This is a genomic window from Acinetobacter sp. PC34 (assembly GCF_051789135.1).
GTDB classification, from domain to species: Bacteria; Pseudomonadota; Gammaproteobacteria; order Pseudomonadales; family Moraxellaceae; genus Acinetobacter; species Acinetobacter johnsonii.
Genome location: NZ_CP196664.1, coordinates 2,902,327 through 2,919,687 on the forward strand (window position 1 = coordinate 2,902,327; position 17,361 = coordinate 2,919,687).

Here is a 17,361-nt window from a genome sequence, read left to right on the forward strand (position 1 = left end):
GTGACTCTTGGTGTCATTTATCCGTACGAGAGCTATGCTATGCTCCGTGCGAGCAAAAAATAAGAGTTCTCATCATGGCTTTACTTCGCATTGAAAACAAAAACGGCATTGCCACTGTTTCACTTAACCGTCCAGATAAACGCAATGCGATGAGTTTCGACTTGTTACGCGAATTGGTTAAAACTGCTGAAAAAATTAAAAAAGACCGCAGCATTCGCTGTGTCATCCTCACTGGTGAAGCGCAAGTCTTTAGTGCAGGCATTGATCTTGCCGATTTGAACAATCCGAAGAATCGCGCCTATGCCGCATGGGAACTGATCAAACCTGGACAAAGCCTCTTTCAAAAAGCTTTCCTAATTTGGCAAGAACTGCCTGTTCCTGTGATTGCCGCGATTGAAGGATTTTGCTTTGGCGCTGGTATGCAACTGGCTTTAGCGGCAGACATTCGTGTCGCACACCCTGCAACCAAAATGTCGATTATGGAAAGCCGTTGGGGACTGGTTCCTGATATGGGACTGACGCGTTCTTTGAAAGGTTTGATCGGACTAGATCTTGCCAAAGAGTTAACGCTTACGGCACGTATTTTCGATGCAACTTATGCCAAAGAAATCGGCTTAGTCACACATCTTGATGAATCACCGCTTGCTAAAGCCCAAGCCATTGCAGAAGAAATGTTACAACGCTCACCAGATGCACTCATGGCCTCAAAATATGTGTTGGATGCCATGCAGCATAAGCCTAAAAAATCCTTACGTTTGGAAAAAATTTGGCAGCTCAAATTACTGTTAGGTAAAAATAGCCAAATCGCACGTAAAAAAGATAAACAACCCGACGCGCAGTATCTACCACGCCAATACAAATAACAGTATTTAAGCACTGACAATCAAAGAGGGTCCCATGAGTTTCGATCGACACACTAAAATTGCATTTCTTGGCATGGGACTCATGGGCAGCCGTATGGCCACCCGCTTACTTCAAGCGGGTTTCGAGGTCGCTGTATGGAACCGCACCCGCAGTGCCTGCGATGCACTCATTGATTTAGGGGCGACAGACTTAACGCTACAGAATATTGCCGACTATCCTGTAATCCTAACCTGTTTAGCGGACGACAAAGCCGCACTCAGCGTTTATGAACAAATCGAACCGTTTTTGACGGCGAAGCAAGTGATTATCGACTTTTCCAGTCTTTCGGTGGAGCAAACCCTGAGCCTTGCAGCACGTGCCGAACAAAAACAGGTGCAATGGATCGACTCACCTGTTTCAGGGGGAACTATCGGTGCGGAACAAGGTACGCTGGTCATCTTTGCTGGTGGCGATGCACAGACGATTCAAGACTTGTCTTTGATTTATAATATCTTGTCGCAACGTGTCACCTGTATGGGCAACACTGGAACAGGACAAGCCACCAAAATTTGTAATCAACTGATTGTGGCAGCCAATAGCACGCTGATTGCAGAAGCGGTTGCTTTAGCAGCCAAAGCTGGCGTGGACACTCGCTTACTTGCACCTGCGCTTGCAGGCGGTTTTGCCGATTCGAAACCCTTTCAAATTTTAAGTCCACGTATGGCGACTCACCTATTTGAGCCCGTACAGTGGAAAGTTCAAACCCTGTCTAAAGACTTGAACAATGCCGTGCAGCTTGCTGCGCAGCACCAACTCGACATTCCTGTTGCAGCGCGAGCACTTCAGCAATTGCAAGCACACCAACAACAAGGCTATGCTGAAGCTGATCTTGCCTCAGTCATATTACAAGTAGAACAACAAGCCAAATAAAATCAGGAGAAAATCATGTCCAAACTTGCTGTAAATTTATCCATGATTTTTACCGAAGTACCGCTGCTTGAGCGTTTTGCTTTGGCTCAAGCCGTTGGCTTTAAACATGTGGAAATCCAATTTCCCTACGAACTTAGCATTGAACAAATTCAAACTCAGCTTACGCTTCATGACTTAAGTCTCTGCCTGATTAACGTTCCTGCGGGCGACTTAATGACTGGTGGCAATGGACTCGCAGGTGTCCCCGGCAAAGAGCTAGAGTTTCATCACGCTCTTCAGTTAGCAGTGCAATATGCCAGCGCACTCAAAGTGCCAAGTGTGAATATCCTTGCTGGCAAACAACCCCTAGATGCCGACCTACTGCCCTGTTTAAATACCTTGTCTAAAAACCTGAAACTGGCCTGCCATATGTTCAGTGAACATGACATTCAGCCTGTCTTTGAAATGATCAACGGCACAGATATGCCACGCTTCTTAGTACAAAATATTGCCCAAGCACAGGAAATGTTAGAAGCAGTACAACACCCTGCACTTAAAATGCAATACGACTGCTATCACATGGCCATGATGGGTGAAGATGTGTTGCAAGGGCTACAAGAAAATATTCAAGATATTGGTCACATCCAATTTGCAGACTGTCCGGGGCGGCATGAGCCAGATACCGCACAAATTATGTATGCAAATATTTTTGAATGGCTACAACACAGCAGTTATGACGGTTTTATTGCGGCTGAATATCGACCAAAAACTGTTTCAACTCAGTCCTTTGCATGGAAGGCAAAATACTTTGCTACACATCCTCAAAGTTGAACTGTTGCGGATTTGAAATTTTCGCCTAAAAACGCTATATTATAAGATGAGTTATTGTCCGGAAAAATTCCCTTTATGAATTTAGAACCATCGCCCAGCGCTTCTAATTCTCACGATTTCGCAATGAATACCCAAGCTGCCGACGTACAAGCTTGCTTAAAAGTTGTACATGAAGCCCTTGAAGATGTAAAAGCAAAAGATATTTTAGCGATTGATGTCAGCCTAATCAGCAACGTCGCTGATGCAATTGTGATTGCAAGCGGTACATCAACGCGTCACATCAAAGCACTTGCTGATAACGTTGCTGAAGAAGCACGTAAAGCAGGTTTTCGCCCTCTCGGTGTCGAAGGCGAACGTGATGCAGAATGGATCTTGATTGATCTTGGCTTTGTTGTTGTGCACGTGATGTTGCCAACAGCACGTCGTTTCTACGACCTAGAAAGCCTTTGGCGTGCAGCCCCAGAAGAAACTGTAGCCTAATATGAAAAGAGCGACCTGAAGGTCGCTTTTTTTATGTCTATTTTTATTTAAATTAAGCGATGCATATCGACCATTGGGTAACGCTCTTTCACTTGGCGCTTCACATGGGCATAGAGTTGATCTGCTTTTGCTGGACCATAAAATTCACAATAATTTTCATAACAGACCGTCAAGACCTGCGCATATTGAGTCATGGGCAAAGCTTCAAGTACTGCTCGATCATCCAAGGCCTGATATCTATCAATCACAATGGATAAAGCATCTAGCTGCGTTTTCACCTCACGCTCAAACTCCTGCACATCAACGGCTTTGACTGCTTGACAGATATTTTGCATAAAAAACGTCAATGCATCGAATAACGCTGCTCCCCCTTGTTCGCTTTTCGATGCTTTTGCAGATGGGTTCAACAACACTTGTTTTTCAACTTGGGCCATCTCTGCCAAGACATTTTTGAGCATGTCTTTTCGAAAGTAACGTAATTCTTCTGTGGTGCAAATTTCACTCAAAAAACGATTCAGGACAAAGGAGGGTTGATCACCATATTTCGCTTCCCAGTGATTCAATACTTGCTCTAAAAGTGTTCCTTGTAAGTACTGACTCAGTCCACGCTCGATCGCTTGGCGTTTTTGTAAAATAGTTAATGTTTCAGTCGACATGAGCTATCCTCTTTCATTAATGACGTTTGGTCATATCATCAGTTTCAAACGTCACATCACGCTGAAACTCGGGATAAGACAGTTCTGCATGTTCGGTATAGTCCAAGCCACGTTGTTCATGTTGTTTACTCACCCGCAAACCACCAAGAACGAGGTCCAAGACTTTAAAGACGATCAATGCCACACCAAAACCCCACGCAAAGGCTGTCAAAATCCCCAAGCCTTGTACCGCAATGATCCCCGCATTAAACTTATTGTTTTCAAAAAACAAACCCGCTGCCAATGTGCCCCATGCCCCACAAAAACCATGCACAGTCACCGCATCGACCACATCATCCAAGCGGAGTTTTTCCATCACCACTGGTAAAATACTGACCAACACACCTGCAACCGCCCCACTGATGATGGCATACAGTGGACTCATGGTTGCACAGCCCGCCGTAATTGCAACCAGCCCACCCAAGGAGGCATTAATGGTGCCGCGCATTAAAATTGCTTTACCACATATTAGGGTATAAACCATATAGGCAACTGCCGAAGCACACGCCGCCAAATGCGTATTCAAGGCAATCCGCCCAATACTCACATCCGCCTTCACAGTAGAGGCCGCATTAAAACCAAACCATGCCAGCCATAGAACAAAACCGCCTAGCGCCACCAACGGTAAATTATGTCCTGCCAAGTAATGGACCTGTCCATTGCGCCCAAACCGCCCTAAACGAGGCCCCAACACAATAATTCCGGCTAAAGCCACCCATCCACCAATCGAATGCACCACCGTTGAACCTGCAAAGTCAATGAAACCCATGGCTTTTAGCCAACCTTCGCCATCAAATAAGCTCCCCCAAGCCCATGCACCAAAAATCGGGTAGATCAAACCACTGACCACCGCAGCACTCACGATATACGCCACAAAGTGAATCCGCTCAGCCATCGCCCCACTGGCAATCGTCGTGGCTGTGGCAGCAAACATCATTTGAAAGAACAAGAGGTTCCAGTGCCAGTCATCCATGGCATTGGGGGCAAAATGTGAGGTTCCTATCCAGCCACTCGAATTGACACCAAACATCAAACCAAAGCCAATCAACCAAAACACCAAGCCCCCTAAACACGCATCCATATAGTTTTTCATGAGTACATTAATGGTGTTTTTAGAGCGCACCGAACCACTTTCAATCAGGGCAAAACCTGCTTGCATGAAAAATACCAAGATGCCACCCAGCACCACCCAGACACTGTCAAGCGAGAGGCGAATCTCTTGAATATTTTGAGTCTGTGTTGGCAGGGACTCTGCGGCAAAACTGGGTAAGGCAATACAGCACACAAAGAAGAGTAAGTATTTTATTTTTTTCATGAATAATCCCCCAAAGATTATTCATCTCAATTGCAAAATCAATGCCAGTGTTTCAACACCTTATAGATATTTAAAAATGATCTATGTTCGCCAATATAAATGGAGCGATTTAAACAAGGTGAAAAAGCGATACACCATACAAGAGGTCAAAATGAATTTATAAGCTAATTGCTAAAACATGGCTTTTAGTTTTTATAGTATTCATCCACAGCATAATAGTGGACCCTCTCTATCCATCGACCACGATTCAGCGTTCGCTCCGTCACTTTAACCTTTCCCGCTTGGACTGTTGCATCTTCAATAAACTCTTTGACTAAACTCAAGCCGTGTTTAGGAATCACGATATATTCCGAACGGATGTGATAACAACATCCACTTTTATTGAAGGTTAAGATTCTTTTCTGTTTTGGATCGACCTCAAACATGCCCAAATTTTCATGAGTTAAGGCCGATAACTCCTGACTCAGCACAAATTTATTTTTAGTCCGATGAAAGACATAAACATCGTAAGTTGGCCCGCCATAAGCACCATAATTACCATTACGGATGGCGACATCCTCACTGCCGTCAAAATTAAAGTCGGCAAAAATCACGGCACTTTGCTCACCATAAAGCTGCACCACATTGACAGATGGTTTGTCAGTTTCGTCCAGATCCATAGTCAATTCAGCCGAGGAAAAATGCTGAAAGTGCTGTGTTGTCCCTTTTAGGTAAAGATCAATATTGGCTTGTCCATCACAGCTACTGTCCGAACAGTTCGTCATCATTTTTACATCATAGTGCTTCGATGCATTTTTTATTTCGAAGACTTGAGCCAGTGCTGATTGACTCAAAACGAACCCACCAAAGATCAGCAACACCTGAAACCAGATCTGATTTATGTTCATCTTGTTTTCTTATTGAAAAGATACACATCATCTTAGCAAAAGCTGCAAACATAAAAAAACCACCCGAAGGTGGTCTTTATACACTCTAGGAGGAGAATTAGTGTCCACCACCATTGATTGCTTTGGTCATATCTTCAACCACTTTCTTCGCATCACCGAAGATCATCATGGTTTTTTCGTTATAGAACAAATCGTTGTCTAGACCTGCATAACCTGTCGCCATAGAACGTTTGATGACCATAATGGTACGTGCTTTATGCGCTTCAAGAATTGGCATGCCATAGATTGGAGATGTTGGATCATCTTTTGCCGCAGGGTTCACCACGTCGTTCGCACCAATCACAAGCACCACGTCTGTTGCAGGGAAGTCAGAGTTAATCTCATCCATCTCTAAAATGTCTTCATACGCGACATCTGCTTCAGCCAAGAGTACGTTCATGTGACCCGGCATACGACCAGCTACTGGGTGAATCGCAAAGCGTACTTTTACACCTTGTTCTTTTAAGATTTCACACAGTTCTTTTACCGCATTTTGCGCACGACCTTGCGCCATACCATAACCAGGTACGATCACAACGCTGTCTGCATTCGACATCAAGAAGCCTGCATCATCTGCTGAACCAGAACGGTGGTTACGCTGTGCTTGCTGGCCTTTGTCCGCAGCAGCTACCGCAGTTCCGCCCATTGCACCACCAAACAAAACGTTGATGATTGAACGGTTCATGGCTTTACACATGATGTAAGACAGAATCGCACCTGAAGAACCCACCAGTGAACCCGCAACGATCAACATATTGTTTTCAAGTGTGAAACCAATACCTGCTGCTGCCCAACCAGAGAAGGAGTTCAATAGCGATACCACCACTGGCATATCACCGCCGCCAACTGGTGCAATCCACACCCAACCGAATGCAAGTGCAAGTACAGTCATAGCCCAGAATGCATTCATGTTGCCTGTGGTGAAGAAGTACACACCACACGCCAACATTGCAAGGAAAATCAGTGCTTGTACAGGTTTAACCCATGCACCAGAAATGGTTTTTGCCCATTTTTTCGCAGCCAATTTACCATAAGCGAATACAGACGCTGTAAAGGTAATCGCACCAACGAAACAACCCACGAACAATTCAAATAAATGAACCTTACTCATGTGTGCATGTTGCACACCCGCAGCAGTTAATGCTGCTTCATTTTGTGCAAATAATGCAGTCAGTTGGTTGTTATGTAGAATTGCCGCAATTGCAATTAATACCGCAGCCAGACCCACCAAAGAGTGCATCAATGCGACCGTTTCAGGCATCTGCGTCATAGGTACAGTACGCGCACGGGCAATACCCACTATCGCACCCAGCACCATCGCACCGCCAATCATCCAAATCACAGGATGATCTGCCACAAAGAAGGTGGTCACTACAGCAATCGCCATTGCGATCATGCCGTAACGGTTACCTTGAATTGCCGTCTTCGGGCCAGACAAACCACGTAAAGTTAAGATAAAGAGGACAGCACCAATCAGGTAGAACCAATCCGCATAGTCTCGAATGAATTCCATATATTAGCCCTCTTTTTTCTTTTGCTTTGGCTTGAACATTTCAAGCATACGCGCTGTTACTGCGAAGCCACCGAAAATATTGATACTTGCTAAGAACACCGCAATTGCACCTAAGATGCTCACCACATTCACACTTTGGAATGCAACATTCGCATCAACACCAATTGCAGGAATCCCCACAGTTTGAATCATTGCACCGACCACGATGATCGATGATAACGCATTGGTTACTGCCATAAGCGGTGTATGTAGTGCAGGCGTAACGCCCCACACGACGTAGTAGCCTACAAAGATGGCAAGGACGAAAATTGTAATTGTTTCAACCATGATCTATCTCCTTAACCACGCTTCAGCAGTACTTGACCGCCATGAGTTACTAGAAGGGCTTTTTGAATTTCTTCTTCAGGATTGATAGCAAAATTTTTCTCTGCATCAAATAAAGTATCTAAGAAGTTCAAGACATTTCGTGCATACAAAGCAGAAGCTTCAGTTGAAACCGTAGACGGAATGTTTGGAATCCCTAGAATGGTCACACCGTTGTCAGTCACAACATTTTCACCATTCTTAGAACCTTCAACGTTACCGCCTGTTTCAACCGCCATATCAAGGATGATTGAACCTGGTTTCATTTTGGCAACCGTTTCCGCCTTAATCAGACGTGGCGCATTACGACCTGGTAAAAGTGCAGTGGTAATCACGATGTCAGCATTCGATACAGCTTTATCCACAATAATGGCTTGATCACGGATATAGTCTTCACCTGGCATCCAGCCATAACCATTTTTCGCAGCATCGGCTGCTTTTTGCTGTTCTTCCGCTGACATAGGTACGTCTAACCATTTGCCACCCAAAGACTCCACCTGATCTTTCGCCGTCGGACGTAAATCCGTTGCTTCAACCACAGCACCCAAACGTTTTGCTGTCGCAATCGCTTGTAGACCTGCAACACCGACACCCATGATCACGACACGTGCAGGTTTTACAGTACCCGCAGCCGTCATCAACATTGGGAACATGCGCTGGTACTCTGCCGCAGCAAGAAGCACTGACTTGTAGCCTGATAAGTTGGCTTGTGAAGATAATACGTCCATGTTCTGCGCACGAGATAAAGTTCGTGGCAGTAGCTCCAAAGCAAATGCAGACACGTGTTGTGATGCAAACTGATCAAGCTCCGTATTACGGTACGGGTCAAACATGGCAATAACCGATGTATTTGGCGCAAGCTTTTGAATTTCAGCACCCTGAGGGGCACGTACTTTCAAAATCATTTGGCTACCAGTATAGGCATCATCTGTCAGCGTAGCACCGACTTGCTCATAGGCACTGTCGATATAAGCAGCTTTCACGCCTGCTCTACGTTCAATCACTACACTATGACCAGCACTGATCAACTTTTTTACCGTTTCTGGCGTTGCGGCTACACGATTTTCACCGACGACAGTTTCGGCTGGAATTCCGATCTGCATGAGCGTCCCTCAAGCTAGTTTTTCTTAAAGTAAACATCACCGATTAGGCAATGTTTTCTCACAGGATGTTCTTATGAATTTTTGGATTCTAATGAAACTTTTTTAAAATACCACCCACTATTTATTTAATAAATACCCATATACTGAACTGGTGATTCATAAAAAATATTGGGTGATATCTCGTTTATTTACTTTGAATCCGCTTAAAAATTGATTTATTTCTATTCAAATTCTGAGCTACAGATTTTTTTACACTAAAATCTGCACTTTTTTTGTACAAAACCAAGTCCTTTAATTCCGCAGTATTGATCTTTTTGACCAATCCAAGAATATGATCCACCACGTTCACATTAACCCGAACCTGTCATTCATCGAGCTTTGCCATCTGCCGTCGCGCAAACTTTGCAGGCATTGACTTGAATGACAGTTTTGCCCCATTTGCAAAAGCTTAGAATTGGCCTGTTCCTATTTTTCATCGATCAAAAATGCCAATGTGCAAAATTTAGTCTAACTAAAACGTTTATTTGAAATGGATCATCTAAAAATACGAGGAGGGATTGATCACGTTTAAGTAGATCTGAAACGCGGAACGACCAACAAAAATGTTTTTTTCATATTTTATGGGATGATAATGGCGTGCATTGGCACACTAGGGTTAAGCAAAAATGCACCACAATTGAGCAAAAATACTTTAAATAGATGAATATTTCAGCAATCAGCCCCAAATGCTTGGTGTGCTTCATGAGTAAAAATGATCGAATGCAACAATTTCACACAAAATAGACGGGTGCGTTCAGAATTTTTTAAAGATTTTCATCATTTTTTGACAGGAAATTCGAAACATCATCATTTTTTGATTGTATTGGACGAAAATGCTCTCCTGAGAACAGGTCATGCTATTTTCTGTGTCTTCATCTCCGACGCTTTTTTTTATGCGGTCATTTCTCGCCTGTTTTAGGCTTTTACCTCAGCTTCGTATACAATTTCTGAAACGATGCATCTATTTAGCTCAAGCACGATGTAAACGTCTTTCTGAAAAAATACTCCCTCATCAAAGGCTCATTATGAATACTTCTTTCGACATCAGTCGAGATAAATCTCTGCTCTGGCTGATGGCAATTGTCTGTGGCTTATGTGCAGGGGCAAACTATTATTGCCAGCCTTTGATTTCCTCTATTCAGCAAAGCTTTCAAGCGCCAGAAGAACAAGTGGCTTTGACCGTAACCTTTGCGCAAGTTTCCTATGCTTTGGGTTTACTGTTCATTGTGCCCTTAGGCGACATGTTGAACAAAGCCAAACTGATTCCATTCCTGATGTTTGGCGCATCTGCTGGACTGTTTATCTGTGCAACATCCACCAACTTATCGATGCTCTGGCTAGGCACCATTATTACAGGACTCTTTTCTGTCGCAGCACAAGTGCTGATTCCTCTGGCCACGGTGGCAGTCAAACCTGAAAAAACGGGAGAAGTCGTCGGTTTCCTCATGAGTGGCTTATTGGTCGGGATTTTACTGTCGACCAGTGTGGCTGGATTACTCTCAGACTTATGGCACTGGAAAATGATTTATGTGCTGAGTGGCATCGCCATGTTTGCTTTGGCCCTTCTGATGAAAGGAAAACTGCCTCAACTACCAAAACTCAAAATCACCTATTTCGACATTTTTAAGTCCATGGGGAGTCTGCTGCAACAAGAGCCTCGTTTGGTGTTTCGCTCAATCACGGGTGGATTTGCTTTTGCTGCCATGAGTATGCTGTTTTCAACCATTGCCCTACTTTTAACCTCTGAGACATTTCAACTTTCGGATGTTTTAGTCGGCGTGGTAACTTTAGTCGGCGTATTTGGTGCACTCTCCACTCAGTGGATTGGTAAATGGGCCGATCGCGGTTATACCCTGCTTTTGACTTGGGTCGGCTGCGGGACGTTAGCCCTCAGTTGGGTGTTCCTATATTTAGGCGGGAGTTCACTCATCAGCTACATCATCGGTTATGCACTGATTAACTTAGGGCTTGCAACCACACACAGTTGTAACCAAAACGTGATTTTCCGTTTACGCCCCGATGCGAAGTCTCGGGTGAACTCCATCTATATGACCTTATATTTTATCGGTGGTGCGTGTGGCTCGGCGCTAGGTGTCTATGCATGGCATCACGGCGGCTGGAGCAGTACGTGTTTAGTCGGTATTACACTGGTGATGATGGCAGGTGTCTTTGCTCTGCTGGATACCCTATATAGCAAAAGACATGGTATTGCTTAACCCTCAAAAAAGACAGTTTACTGAGTAAACTGTCTTTTTATTTGGACACTACTTTTTTAGCTCTAACTGACCTGAGCCACGGGATAAAAAGGTTTCCCCAAATCGAGGCTATCGGCATTTTCCAAAGCAATGTACAAAAATGCGGGCAGCAAAGCCGATAAAATTTGACAGCCATCTTGTAGCTGCTTGCGGTTCAACGAACTCTTATAGGTTGAACCGCCATGCATCAACTGATTTCTCAAGGTATATAAACGGTTAAACAGTACCAGTAAAATATCAACCGAATGCTTCTGTTGTAACGCTTTCGCCACTTTCTTCTTTTCTTGTTCAAGCTGAGCCTTACAGACTTCTAAACCAATTTTCTTATTTTGATAGTCCCAATACCCTTGATAGGTATATTGGTTGTCTAAGAGCATACGAATAGGCTGACTAAACTTGTCCCATAAAATACTATAAATTCTATGATCGGCATCATGCTGGCAAATTAAATATAAGAACTGACGTAAACTCTGCTTGTCCTGACTTTGCCCCAAGTCTTGTGCATATATCGCATTGAAGGAAATCCAGAGGCTGATAAATTGTAAATCGGAATCATGATCGAGCAGTAATGCCTGCTTCAACCAACTCAGCCCGCGATGTATTCTCAGATTAAACTCATCACTCTGTTGTACTTTTTTAGTTTTAAAAATTTCTTCTAAAAGCAACATCGGCTTTTCCTATACTTTATTCTTCTATGTATTCAACATACTGAATGATTAAGCTAAATTCAATTTAATCCTGCTAGGACCATAGTGATTGATAAATCCCGCTAGTTCAGTGTGAATGTTCTATCGAAAAAAACATTCTGTTTTCTATATTTCAATGTATCTAATGAATATTGGCTGCTCCTCTTACCATTAATTATAAGTTCTAAGCTTGATAAAAGCAGATAATATCTCTCAATGAATGTATTCCATTTTTGTGATAGTATTGCGTGCTATCGGAAATACCTGAATAAAATGAAGCATCGAGTTTCATTTTTCGTCCACTCCCAAAGATCCTCCTATCGGTAATGAATGCATTTCAGCTCATTACATTGTGCTGTATCTTGCTCAATAAATGGATTGACGCTTTGGCTTTGCGACATCTGATTTTCATGTAATTTCCCACATATTTCTTTGCACCGCTTCCGCTCTAAGACATAGGTTGTTCACCATGTCTTTGCAGACAAAAGCGGATAAACACTGATCAAGAGCCTGATTTTTTAATGAATACTGACAAAACCATTGAAACCCCTCAATCTCCACGAATCAGTGTTGCCCCGATGATGGATTGGACAATAAATTTAAAATATATATTAAATATCAATAATTTATAAAAATATTAAAATTCCATGGCGTAAAATTGGTGTAAGTTTAATCTTTTGTATCAAAACTTAATCCCTCAACATTCTCACTCCCAAACAATGATTGACGATCTAACGCTCCAGAACCAAATCAGGGATCTGGCTTTAGCGAGTCGGAGCGAACCGACCGATGGTTGGCGTACCGAAGAGCTTGACCCTAAGTTGTGGAACGGTTGGCGTAAAATGATTCAGGGGGACCGGCTAGAAATCGCTGAATACGATCTGACGGCTAAGGTTAGCCAAGGGGACTCTCCTAGTGACAAGCCCGGAGTGGTTGAAGGTCTAAAACAAAGAATAAGGGCTTACAACTTTAGTAAACAAAGGACGTCATCAATAGCAGTGATATAAAAAGTTATCTTTGCCGCCCCGATAAGGCTTTACGGGGCGACTAAGTCTCACCCAACCGACAATTCCGATAGTTTCAGAATAAGCTTTGAGTTTTCTAAGATTGGAATTACTACACCACAGCACGTACTCGAGATACTACAAATAGCTTTTTGGTAGGACCGATACCGAATAAATATCCATAATACATCAGGAGAAACTTTTTTTAATTTTCTGTAACCGGTCATAAATCAGTGGCGGATAATTTGCATGATATTCACCACACTCTGGGCAATGCTCTTGTTTTAGGTACGCTTGATTGTCGAGATCTTGATAAGGAAAAACGCTGAAGAGAAGTTCGTGCTGCATAAGCGTTTTATAAAAACTCTTATGATAAGGTGCAATCTCGCTGTCTTTGATTTTGTCGAAATATAGGTCAACGCTGTTCAAAATGCTCATAATTTCTTTAACCCCGTCGAACCTTAAAATGTCGTCATCTTTGTGAATATCAACATCTAAGCTCTCTAGATCCTCAATGAAACATTTAATCGCTCGCCGGGAATGCAAAAGGATCATTTGCGACTTGCCATCAATCATCTTTTCCTGATCGTAGCTAAAATTTTTAATGTTTCTTTCGACGAACATATAAAGTTCGTGAAGCTGATTCAACTCGTGCCTCAGTTGCTCCTTCGTATATTCCTTTTCGATTTGCTGATGGAGGATGCCATTAGCGTCAATCTGAGCTTTTAACACCAGAAAGAGAAGCACTGAACCCAGAATTTGTAGAAATGGGCTTGAAATACCTCCAAGAACATCTCCTATTTCGCCATAACCTTTCAAATATTGCAGCGGAAGAAGAGGTGCAAACAAAGGGATAAGCAGGCAAGCCGCACCACCAATGACTATGACCCAGAAAGCTATTTTGGTAACAGGAGAGTTATAGATATTCATTTTTACACCTTTTCAGAATTTTCTTTTCTGTACGCGCTAGGAGTTTTGCCAATTTTTTTCTTAAACAACTTTTGAAAGTGTTCATGTGCCGGATACCCAATGGCTTCACTCACTTCGGGAACAGACTTACCGGATTCTTTAAGCAGCTGCTTTGCTTTTTCAAGCCGACAATAGGTTAAATAATCAAGAGGTGTCATGCCTGACAGCTCCTTAAATTTGACGCTGTAGTTCGTACGCGACATCCCCGCAATCCCGGCGAGATCGTCAAGACCCCATTTTTTATCGAGACTATGATGAATAGCTTCCAAGGTTTTGCTGAGTTGCGGATTTTCGATCAGTTTGAAGAATCCAGCATTTTTATTGGATTTGTACATGTGGATTCTTAACGCTTGCACGAAGATAATTTCGGTCAGCTTTCTGACTAACGTGTTGCTTCCAGGAAGCCCTGATTTTGCTTCCTGCTCTATAATACTTAAAAGCATGGCAAGCCAAGGCGAGTGGGAGTTATCAGCACTCTTGATATGCACGACATTTGGCAGCGAATTTAAGAATGGATGATCGGGTCCGCCATTAAAACAAAAATGTCCGCAAACGACGTTGGCTTTGAGCTTGCTCTGATCACCGTATTCCAAAACTTGAGCTTCGGTGAGGTTGGCTTTAGCTCTAAATTCGACCGCAGGCTCGGCCTTGATTTTTGGTGCACTGGCCATGGTGTGCTCCATCCCTTTGAAAAAGATCAAAATATCGCCCTGCTCCGCCAATGCTTTAAGTTTAAGTTTTGGCACCTCATACCAAAACTCGCCATGAGTCACGATGTGAAATCTCGCTAGATTCTCTTCCTGCGGGAGGCTGATGCCCCAGTCTCCCGCAAATGAGGTTCTATACCAGTAGCTGCTAGTAAGCTCTACCTTATCTAAAATTTCACTGAGAACATCCATATATAGCTCCTACGTAAACTGTCTAATAAGTCACATTATACGAACTATTGAGCATGTTATATCTATTTTACATGCTGTAAATTCAGTTCCATTAGTAAATAGATAAAAACCAAGGAGGCTTTATGAAAAATAAATAATGTGATCGTTGCCGGAGGGTGTTTTTGGAGTCTCGAAGACCTCCTTAGGAGTCTGGACGGTGTGACGTCAACGAAGGTGGGCTACTCTGGCGGAGATTTTGATGATCCTACCTACGCCGATATTATAACAGGGAAAACGGGGCACGCCGAAGCGGTTCGCGTGGAATACGACCAAGACGAAATATCTCTCGAAGAGATTCTACATTACTTTTTCAAAATCCATGATCCGACTACGAAGAATCGCCAAGGAAATGATGTTGGCACTTCGTATCGCTCGGCAGCGTTCTATCGTGACGATGCACAGAAAGCGATTATCGAAAACGTGATTGATGAGGTCAATGAGATCGGTCGCTTCGAGAATGAAGTGGTCACGACCGTCACCCTGGAAAAAGAATTCTACGACGCTGAGGCATATCACCAAAACTATTTGCAGAGGAATCCCAGCGGATACTCTTGCCATTTTGAAAGAGACTAAATCATGAACCAAATGAACGAGGAAAAAATGAAAGCACTTAAGAATGTTGTTATTTATACGAAAGACCATTGTCCATTTTGCGCACGCGTGAAGAATTACCTAACTGCTGAAAAGGTCGATTTCAAACAAATTCGCGTAGACGACGATCCGAAGACTTACCTGGAGTTGAAGGAAAGAACAAATCTCCAAACTGTACCGCAAGTTTTTGTGGATGGAGAATTCATTGGTAGTGCTACAGACTTCTTCTCGTGGATTGATAGCTAAAGAGTGAACCCTAAAATAAAGGAGCAAATATATGTTCAATTGGAAAAGCATTTACAACTACCTGGATAACGGCACTCCCGCGCCTCCCAAAAAAGTAGAAAAGAGCGAGGAAGAGTGGAAAGAAATTCTGACGCCAGCGCAATTTCGGGTCATGCGGATGAAAGGCACCGAACGCGCGCACACCGGAGAACTCTGTTCATTTTATGAAGCTGGAAGGTACGCCTGTGTGGGCTGCGACACCGAACTCTTTGACTCGAACCTAAAGTTCGATTCGGGAACGGGATGGCCGAGTTTTTCTGAGCCAGTCGCAGACAACGTAATTCAATATGAACTGGATACGACCTTCGGGCGCAGAATCGAAGTGCTATGCAATGTGTGCGAAGCCCATCTGGGGCACGCTTTTCCAGACGGTCCTGAGCCATCAGGGGTCCGATTCTGTATTAACTCGGAGTCATTGAAGTTTGTAGAATAATTTTTAAATCGAGGGGGTTTATGAAAGTGAACCTTTTGAAAAAAGGAGCCGTTCGTGTTGATTAAGCTGTTCGGTCATAAAGACTGCCATAAAACCAAGATTTACCATTCGTACTTGCAAGAAAAAGGGAGCCAGTTTGTTTTTTTGGATGTTCATGAAGACGACGCGGCTGCTGATGAACTGTGCTCCCTCTATTCGAACGGAAAGCTGAATTTCCCGACAATAGTGGTTGGGACAAAGAAGCTGAGAAACCCCAAGTTCAAGGACCTTGACAGGTGGTTGGAAGCTTCAATGAAATAATGAGTTTTTTAGAATTATTAATAACTTAATAAGCAGTAAGATCAATGATTACAGCAATTTTCCGCAGTTGTGTTACCAAGAAACATGCTGCGGAGTTTTAGCAAAGATACTTCATCAAGCTGGTGTTGGAAAACGTGGTCTTATCGTCGTTTGCACGGCGTGAGGAATGGGAGTGGCTTCAATTTTTGAAAGTTAGGTGAAAAATATGTCGGATCTAAAAATGAATAAAGAAGACGGTGTTGAAAGCTATGAATTTGCAACCCCTGAAGCAATCGAAGAAGCATTGAAAATCGGGAAGCTTAGTCAAACGGTTTTCGGCATGGGTTGCTTTTGGGGACCGGATTCTAATTTTGGAGGGACGCAGGGAGTAGTGCAAACACGTGTTGGCTACGCTGGAGCATCAACTCTGGATCCGAGTTACCGCAACATCAACGGACACGCCGAAGTCGTCAGAGTGATCTACGATAAAGACCAAATCAGCTACAGGGAACTTCTTGGAAGTTTTGAATCATGGTCTGTTCATGGTAGAAAGCAGGGCCAGTATCGCCAGATACTTTTTGTTTTTGATCTGGAGCAAAAACAAGTAGCTGAAGAACTGATTCAAGCGATTGGAAAGGAGAAATCTCCCGAGGTGATTGAGGCCGGAGAACAAAATGGTTATTTTTGGCCCGCCGAAGATTACCATCAAAAGCATCGTCTTCGCAGAAACAAACAGCTTGTAAGTCTTGCAGAAGTAGATTTCGGTCCTCGCTGGGATGAACATCTGTATTTTACTAAATTAAATAGTACCGATAGAAAAGGCTTCAGTCTCTCAAGCTGGCTAAAAAAGTTGTCTCCGGAAATGCAGAAAGCTTACCGAATCGGTTAATCTGAAATTGCAGCT

At 43.3% G+C, this 17,361-nt stretch carries 19 protein-coding genes; 10 read left to right on the forward strand and 9 right to left on the reverse strand.

Features of this window, described 5'->3' with window-relative positions; genetic code table 11:
- Positions 1–74 precede the first annotated feature (74 nt).
- The 4 genes from ACSC9N_RS14190 (at position 75) to rsfS (ending at position 3,063) form a co-directional block, all read left to right on the forward strand.
- Positions 75–863 carry a crotonase/enoyl-CoA hydratase family protein gene (locus ACSC9N_RS14190; protein ID WP_010325925.1) on the forward strand — a complete coding sequence of 263 codons (789 nt, stop codon included), beginning with the start codon at positions 75–77 and terminating at the stop codon, positions 861–863.
- Between the two features lie 34 nt (positions 864–897).
- The gene (locus tag ACSC9N_RS14195) at positions 898–1,773 is read left to right on the forward strand and encodes an NAD(P)-dependent oxidoreductase (RefSeq protein ID WP_010325924.1); all 876 of its coding nucleotides are present in this window, start codon (positions 898–900) and stop codon (positions 1,771–1,773) included.
- A 15-nt stretch (positions 1,774–1,788) separates the two neighbouring features.
- Entirely contained in the window at positions 1,789–2,583 is a 795-nt protein-coding gene (locus ACSC9N_RS14200) for a hydroxypyruvate isomerase family protein (RefSeq protein ID WP_010325923.1), read from the forward strand.
- A gap of 75 nt (positions 2,584–2,658) precedes the next feature.
- Positions 2,659–3,063: a ribosome silencing factor gene (gene rsfS / locus ACSC9N_RS14205; protein ID WP_004692321.1), complete on the forward strand. Its 405-nt coding sequence runs from the start codon at positions 2,659–2,661 to the stop codon at positions 3,061–3,063.
- A 47-nt stretch (positions 3,064–3,110) separates the two neighbouring features.
- On the opposite strand, the gene ACSC9N_RS14210 is transcribed toward rsfS, so the two are convergent.
- The 6 genes from ACSC9N_RS14210 to ACSC9N_RS14235 form a co-directional block, all read right to left on the reverse strand.
- On the reverse strand, positions 3,111–3,719 hold the full coding sequence (locus ACSC9N_RS14210; protein ID WP_010325922.1) for a hypothetical protein: 609 nt from the start codon (positions 3,717–3,719) through the stop codon (positions 3,111–3,113).
- 16 nt (positions 3,720–3,735) lie between these two features.
- A complete protein-coding gene (locus tag ACSC9N_RS14215) occupies positions 3,736–5,073 on the reverse strand; it encodes an ammonium transporter (RefSeq protein ID WP_010325921.1) in 1,338 nt (445 codons plus the stop codon).
- Between the two features lie 185 nt (positions 5,074–5,258).
- On the reverse strand, positions 5,259–5,960 hold the full coding sequence (locus tag ACSC9N_RS14220) for an XAC2610-related protein (RefSeq protein WP_010325920.1): 702 nt from the start codon (positions 5,958–5,960) through the stop codon (positions 5,259–5,261).
- A gap of 97 nt (positions 5,961–6,057) precedes the next feature.
- Positions 6,058–7,512 carry an NAD(P)(+) transhydrogenase (Re/Si-specific) subunit beta gene (locus ACSC9N_RS14225; RefSeq protein WP_010325919.1) on the reverse strand — a complete coding sequence of 485 codons (1,455 nt, stop codon included), beginning with the start codon at positions 7,510–7,512 and terminating at the stop codon, positions 6,058–6,060.
- Positions 7,513–7,515: 3 nt separating this feature from the next.
- Positions 7,516–7,839 (reverse strand): proton-translocating transhydrogenase family protein, encoded by a 324-nt coding sequence (locus ACSC9N_RS14230; protein WP_004692331.1) that lies wholly within the window; start codon positions 7,837–7,839, stop codon positions 7,516–7,518.
- Positions 7,840–7,850: 11 nt separating this feature from the next.
- Entirely contained in the window at positions 7,851–8,978 is a 1,128-nt protein-coding gene (locus ACSC9N_RS14235) for an NAD(P) transhydrogenase subunit alpha (protein WP_005400772.1), read from the reverse strand.
- A 1,064-nt stretch (positions 8,979–10,042) separates the two neighbouring features.
- Between ACSC9N_RS14235 and ACSC9N_RS14240 the strand changes: the two genes are divergently transcribed.
- Entirely contained in the window at positions 10,043–11,233 is a 1,191-nt protein-coding gene (locus ACSC9N_RS14240) for an MFS transporter (RefSeq protein ID WP_010325918.1), read from the forward strand.
- A gap of 62 nt (positions 11,234–11,295) precedes the next feature.
- Here ACSC9N_RS14240 and ACSC9N_RS14245 read toward each other — a convergent pair whose 3' ends face one another.
- The 3 genes from ACSC9N_RS14245 to ACSC9N_RS14255 all read right to left on the reverse strand — a co-directional run bounded on the left by ACSC9N_RS14245 (position 11,296) and on the right by ACSC9N_RS14255 (position 14,830).
- Entirely contained in the window at positions 11,296–11,940 is a 645-nt protein-coding gene (locus ACSC9N_RS14245) for a HEPN domain-containing protein (RefSeq protein ID WP_010325917.1), read from the reverse strand.
- Positions 11,941–13,151: 1,211 nt separating this feature from the next.
- Entirely contained in the window at positions 13,152–13,892 is a 741-nt protein-coding gene (locus ACSC9N_RS14250) for a hypothetical protein (protein WP_005403709.1), read from the reverse strand.
- Positions 13,893–13,894: 2 nt separating this feature from the next.
- Positions 13,895–14,830, reverse strand: a complete 936-nt coding sequence (locus ACSC9N_RS14255) for an AraC family transcriptional regulator (RefSeq protein WP_002123001.1) — start codon at positions 14,828–14,830, stop codon at positions 13,895–13,897.
- 138 nt (positions 14,831–14,968) lie between these two features.
- Here ACSC9N_RS14255 and msrA point away from each other — a divergent pair, with 138 nt between their 5' ends.
- From msrA to ACSC9N_RS14280, 5 genes are all read left to right on the forward strand, one after another.
- Entirely contained in the window at positions 14,969–15,442 is a 474-nt protein-coding gene (msrA, locus tag ACSC9N_RS14260; RefSeq protein ID WP_005403707.1) for a peptide-methionine (S)-S-oxide reductase MsrA, read from the forward strand.
- A gap of 3 nt (positions 15,443–15,445) precedes the next feature.
- On the forward strand, positions 15,446–15,706 hold the full coding sequence (locus ACSC9N_RS14265; protein WP_005403706.1) for a glutaredoxin: 261 nt from the start codon (positions 15,446–15,448) through the stop codon (positions 15,704–15,706).
- A 31-nt stretch (positions 15,707–15,737) separates the two neighbouring features.
- Positions 15,738–16,178 carry a peptide-methionine (R)-S-oxide reductase MsrB gene (gene msrB, locus ACSC9N_RS14270; protein WP_005403705.1) on the forward strand — a complete coding sequence of 147 codons (441 nt, stop codon included), beginning with the start codon at positions 15,738–15,740 and terminating at the stop codon, positions 16,176–16,178.
- A gap of 54 nt (positions 16,179–16,232) precedes the next feature.
- Positions 16,233–16,478 (forward strand): glutaredoxin family protein, encoded by a 246-nt coding sequence (locus ACSC9N_RS14275; protein WP_011711656.1) that lies wholly within the window; start codon positions 16,233–16,235, stop codon positions 16,476–16,478.
- A 220-nt stretch (positions 16,479–16,698) separates the two neighbouring features.
- Positions 16,699–17,346 (forward strand): peptide-methionine (S)-S-oxide reductase MsrA, encoded by a 648-nt coding sequence (locus ACSC9N_RS14280; RefSeq protein ID WP_223846397.1) that lies wholly within the window; start codon positions 16,699–16,701, stop codon positions 17,344–17,346.
- The last annotated feature ends 15 nt before the right edge of the window (positions 17,347–17,361 follow it).

Coding starts and splice junctions, on each gene's coding strand:
- ACSC9N_RS14200 (WP_010325923.1), top strand. CDS start 1,789: ATGTCCAAACTTGCTGTAAATTTATCCATGATTTTTACCGAAGTACCG.
- ACSC9N_RS14220 (WP_010325920.1), bottom strand. CDS start 5,960: ATGAACATAAATCAGATCTGGTTTCAGGTGTTGCTGATCTTTGGTGGG.
- ACSC9N_RS14245 (WP_010325917.1), bottom strand. CDS start 11,940: ATGTTGCTTTTAGAAGAAATTTTTAAAACTAAAAAAGTACAACAGAGT.
- ACSC9N_RS14280 (WP_223846397.1), top strand. CDS start 16,699: ATGAATAAAGAAGACGGTGTTGAAAGCTATGAATTTGCAACCCCTGAA.
- ACSC9N_RS14230 (WP_004692331.1), bottom strand. CDS start 7,839: ATGGTTGAAACAATTACAATTTTCGTCCTTGCCATCTTTGTAGGCTAC.
- rsfS (WP_004692321.1), top strand. CDS start 2,659: ATGAATTTAGAACCATCGCCCAGCGCTTCTAATTCTCACGATTTCGCA.
- ACSC9N_RS14265 (WP_005403706.1), top strand. CDS start 15,446: ATGAACCAAATGAACGAGGAAAAAATGAAAGCACTTAAGAATGTTGTT.
- ACSC9N_RS14195 (WP_010325924.1), top strand. CDS start 898: ATGAGTTTCGATCGACACACTAAAATTGCATTTCTTGGCATGGGACTC.
- ACSC9N_RS14190 (WP_010325925.1), top strand. CDS start 75: ATGGCTTTACTTCGCATTGAAAACAAAAACGGCATTGCCACTGTTTCA.
- ACSC9N_RS14235 (WP_005400772.1), bottom strand. CDS start 8,978: ATGCAGATCGGAATTCCAGCCGAAACTGTCGTCGGTGAAAATCGTGTA.
- ACSC9N_RS14225 (WP_010325919.1), bottom strand. CDS start 7,512: ATGGAATTCATTCGAGACTATGCGGATTGGTTCTACCTGATTGGTGCT.
- ACSC9N_RS14250 (WP_005403709.1), bottom strand. CDS start 13,892: ATGAATATCTATAACTCTCCTGTTACCAAAATAGCTTTCTGGGTCATA.
- msrB (WP_005403705.1), top strand. CDS start 15,738: ATGTTCAATTGGAAAAGCATTTACAACTACCTGGATAACGGCACTCCC.
- ACSC9N_RS14215 (WP_010325921.1), bottom strand. CDS start 5,073: ATGAAAAAAATAAAATACTTACTCTTCTTTGTGTGCTGTATTGCCTTA.
- ACSC9N_RS14240 (WP_010325918.1), top strand. CDS start 10,043: ATGAATACTTCTTTCGACATCAGTCGAGATAAATCTCTGCTCTGGCTG.
- ACSC9N_RS14210 (WP_010325922.1), bottom strand. CDS start 3,719: ATGTCGACTGAAACATTAACTATTTTACAAAAACGCCAAGCGATCGAG.
- ACSC9N_RS14255 (WP_002123001.1), bottom strand. CDS start 14,830: ATGGATGTTCTCAGTGAAATTTTAGATAAGGTAGAGCTTACTAGCAGC.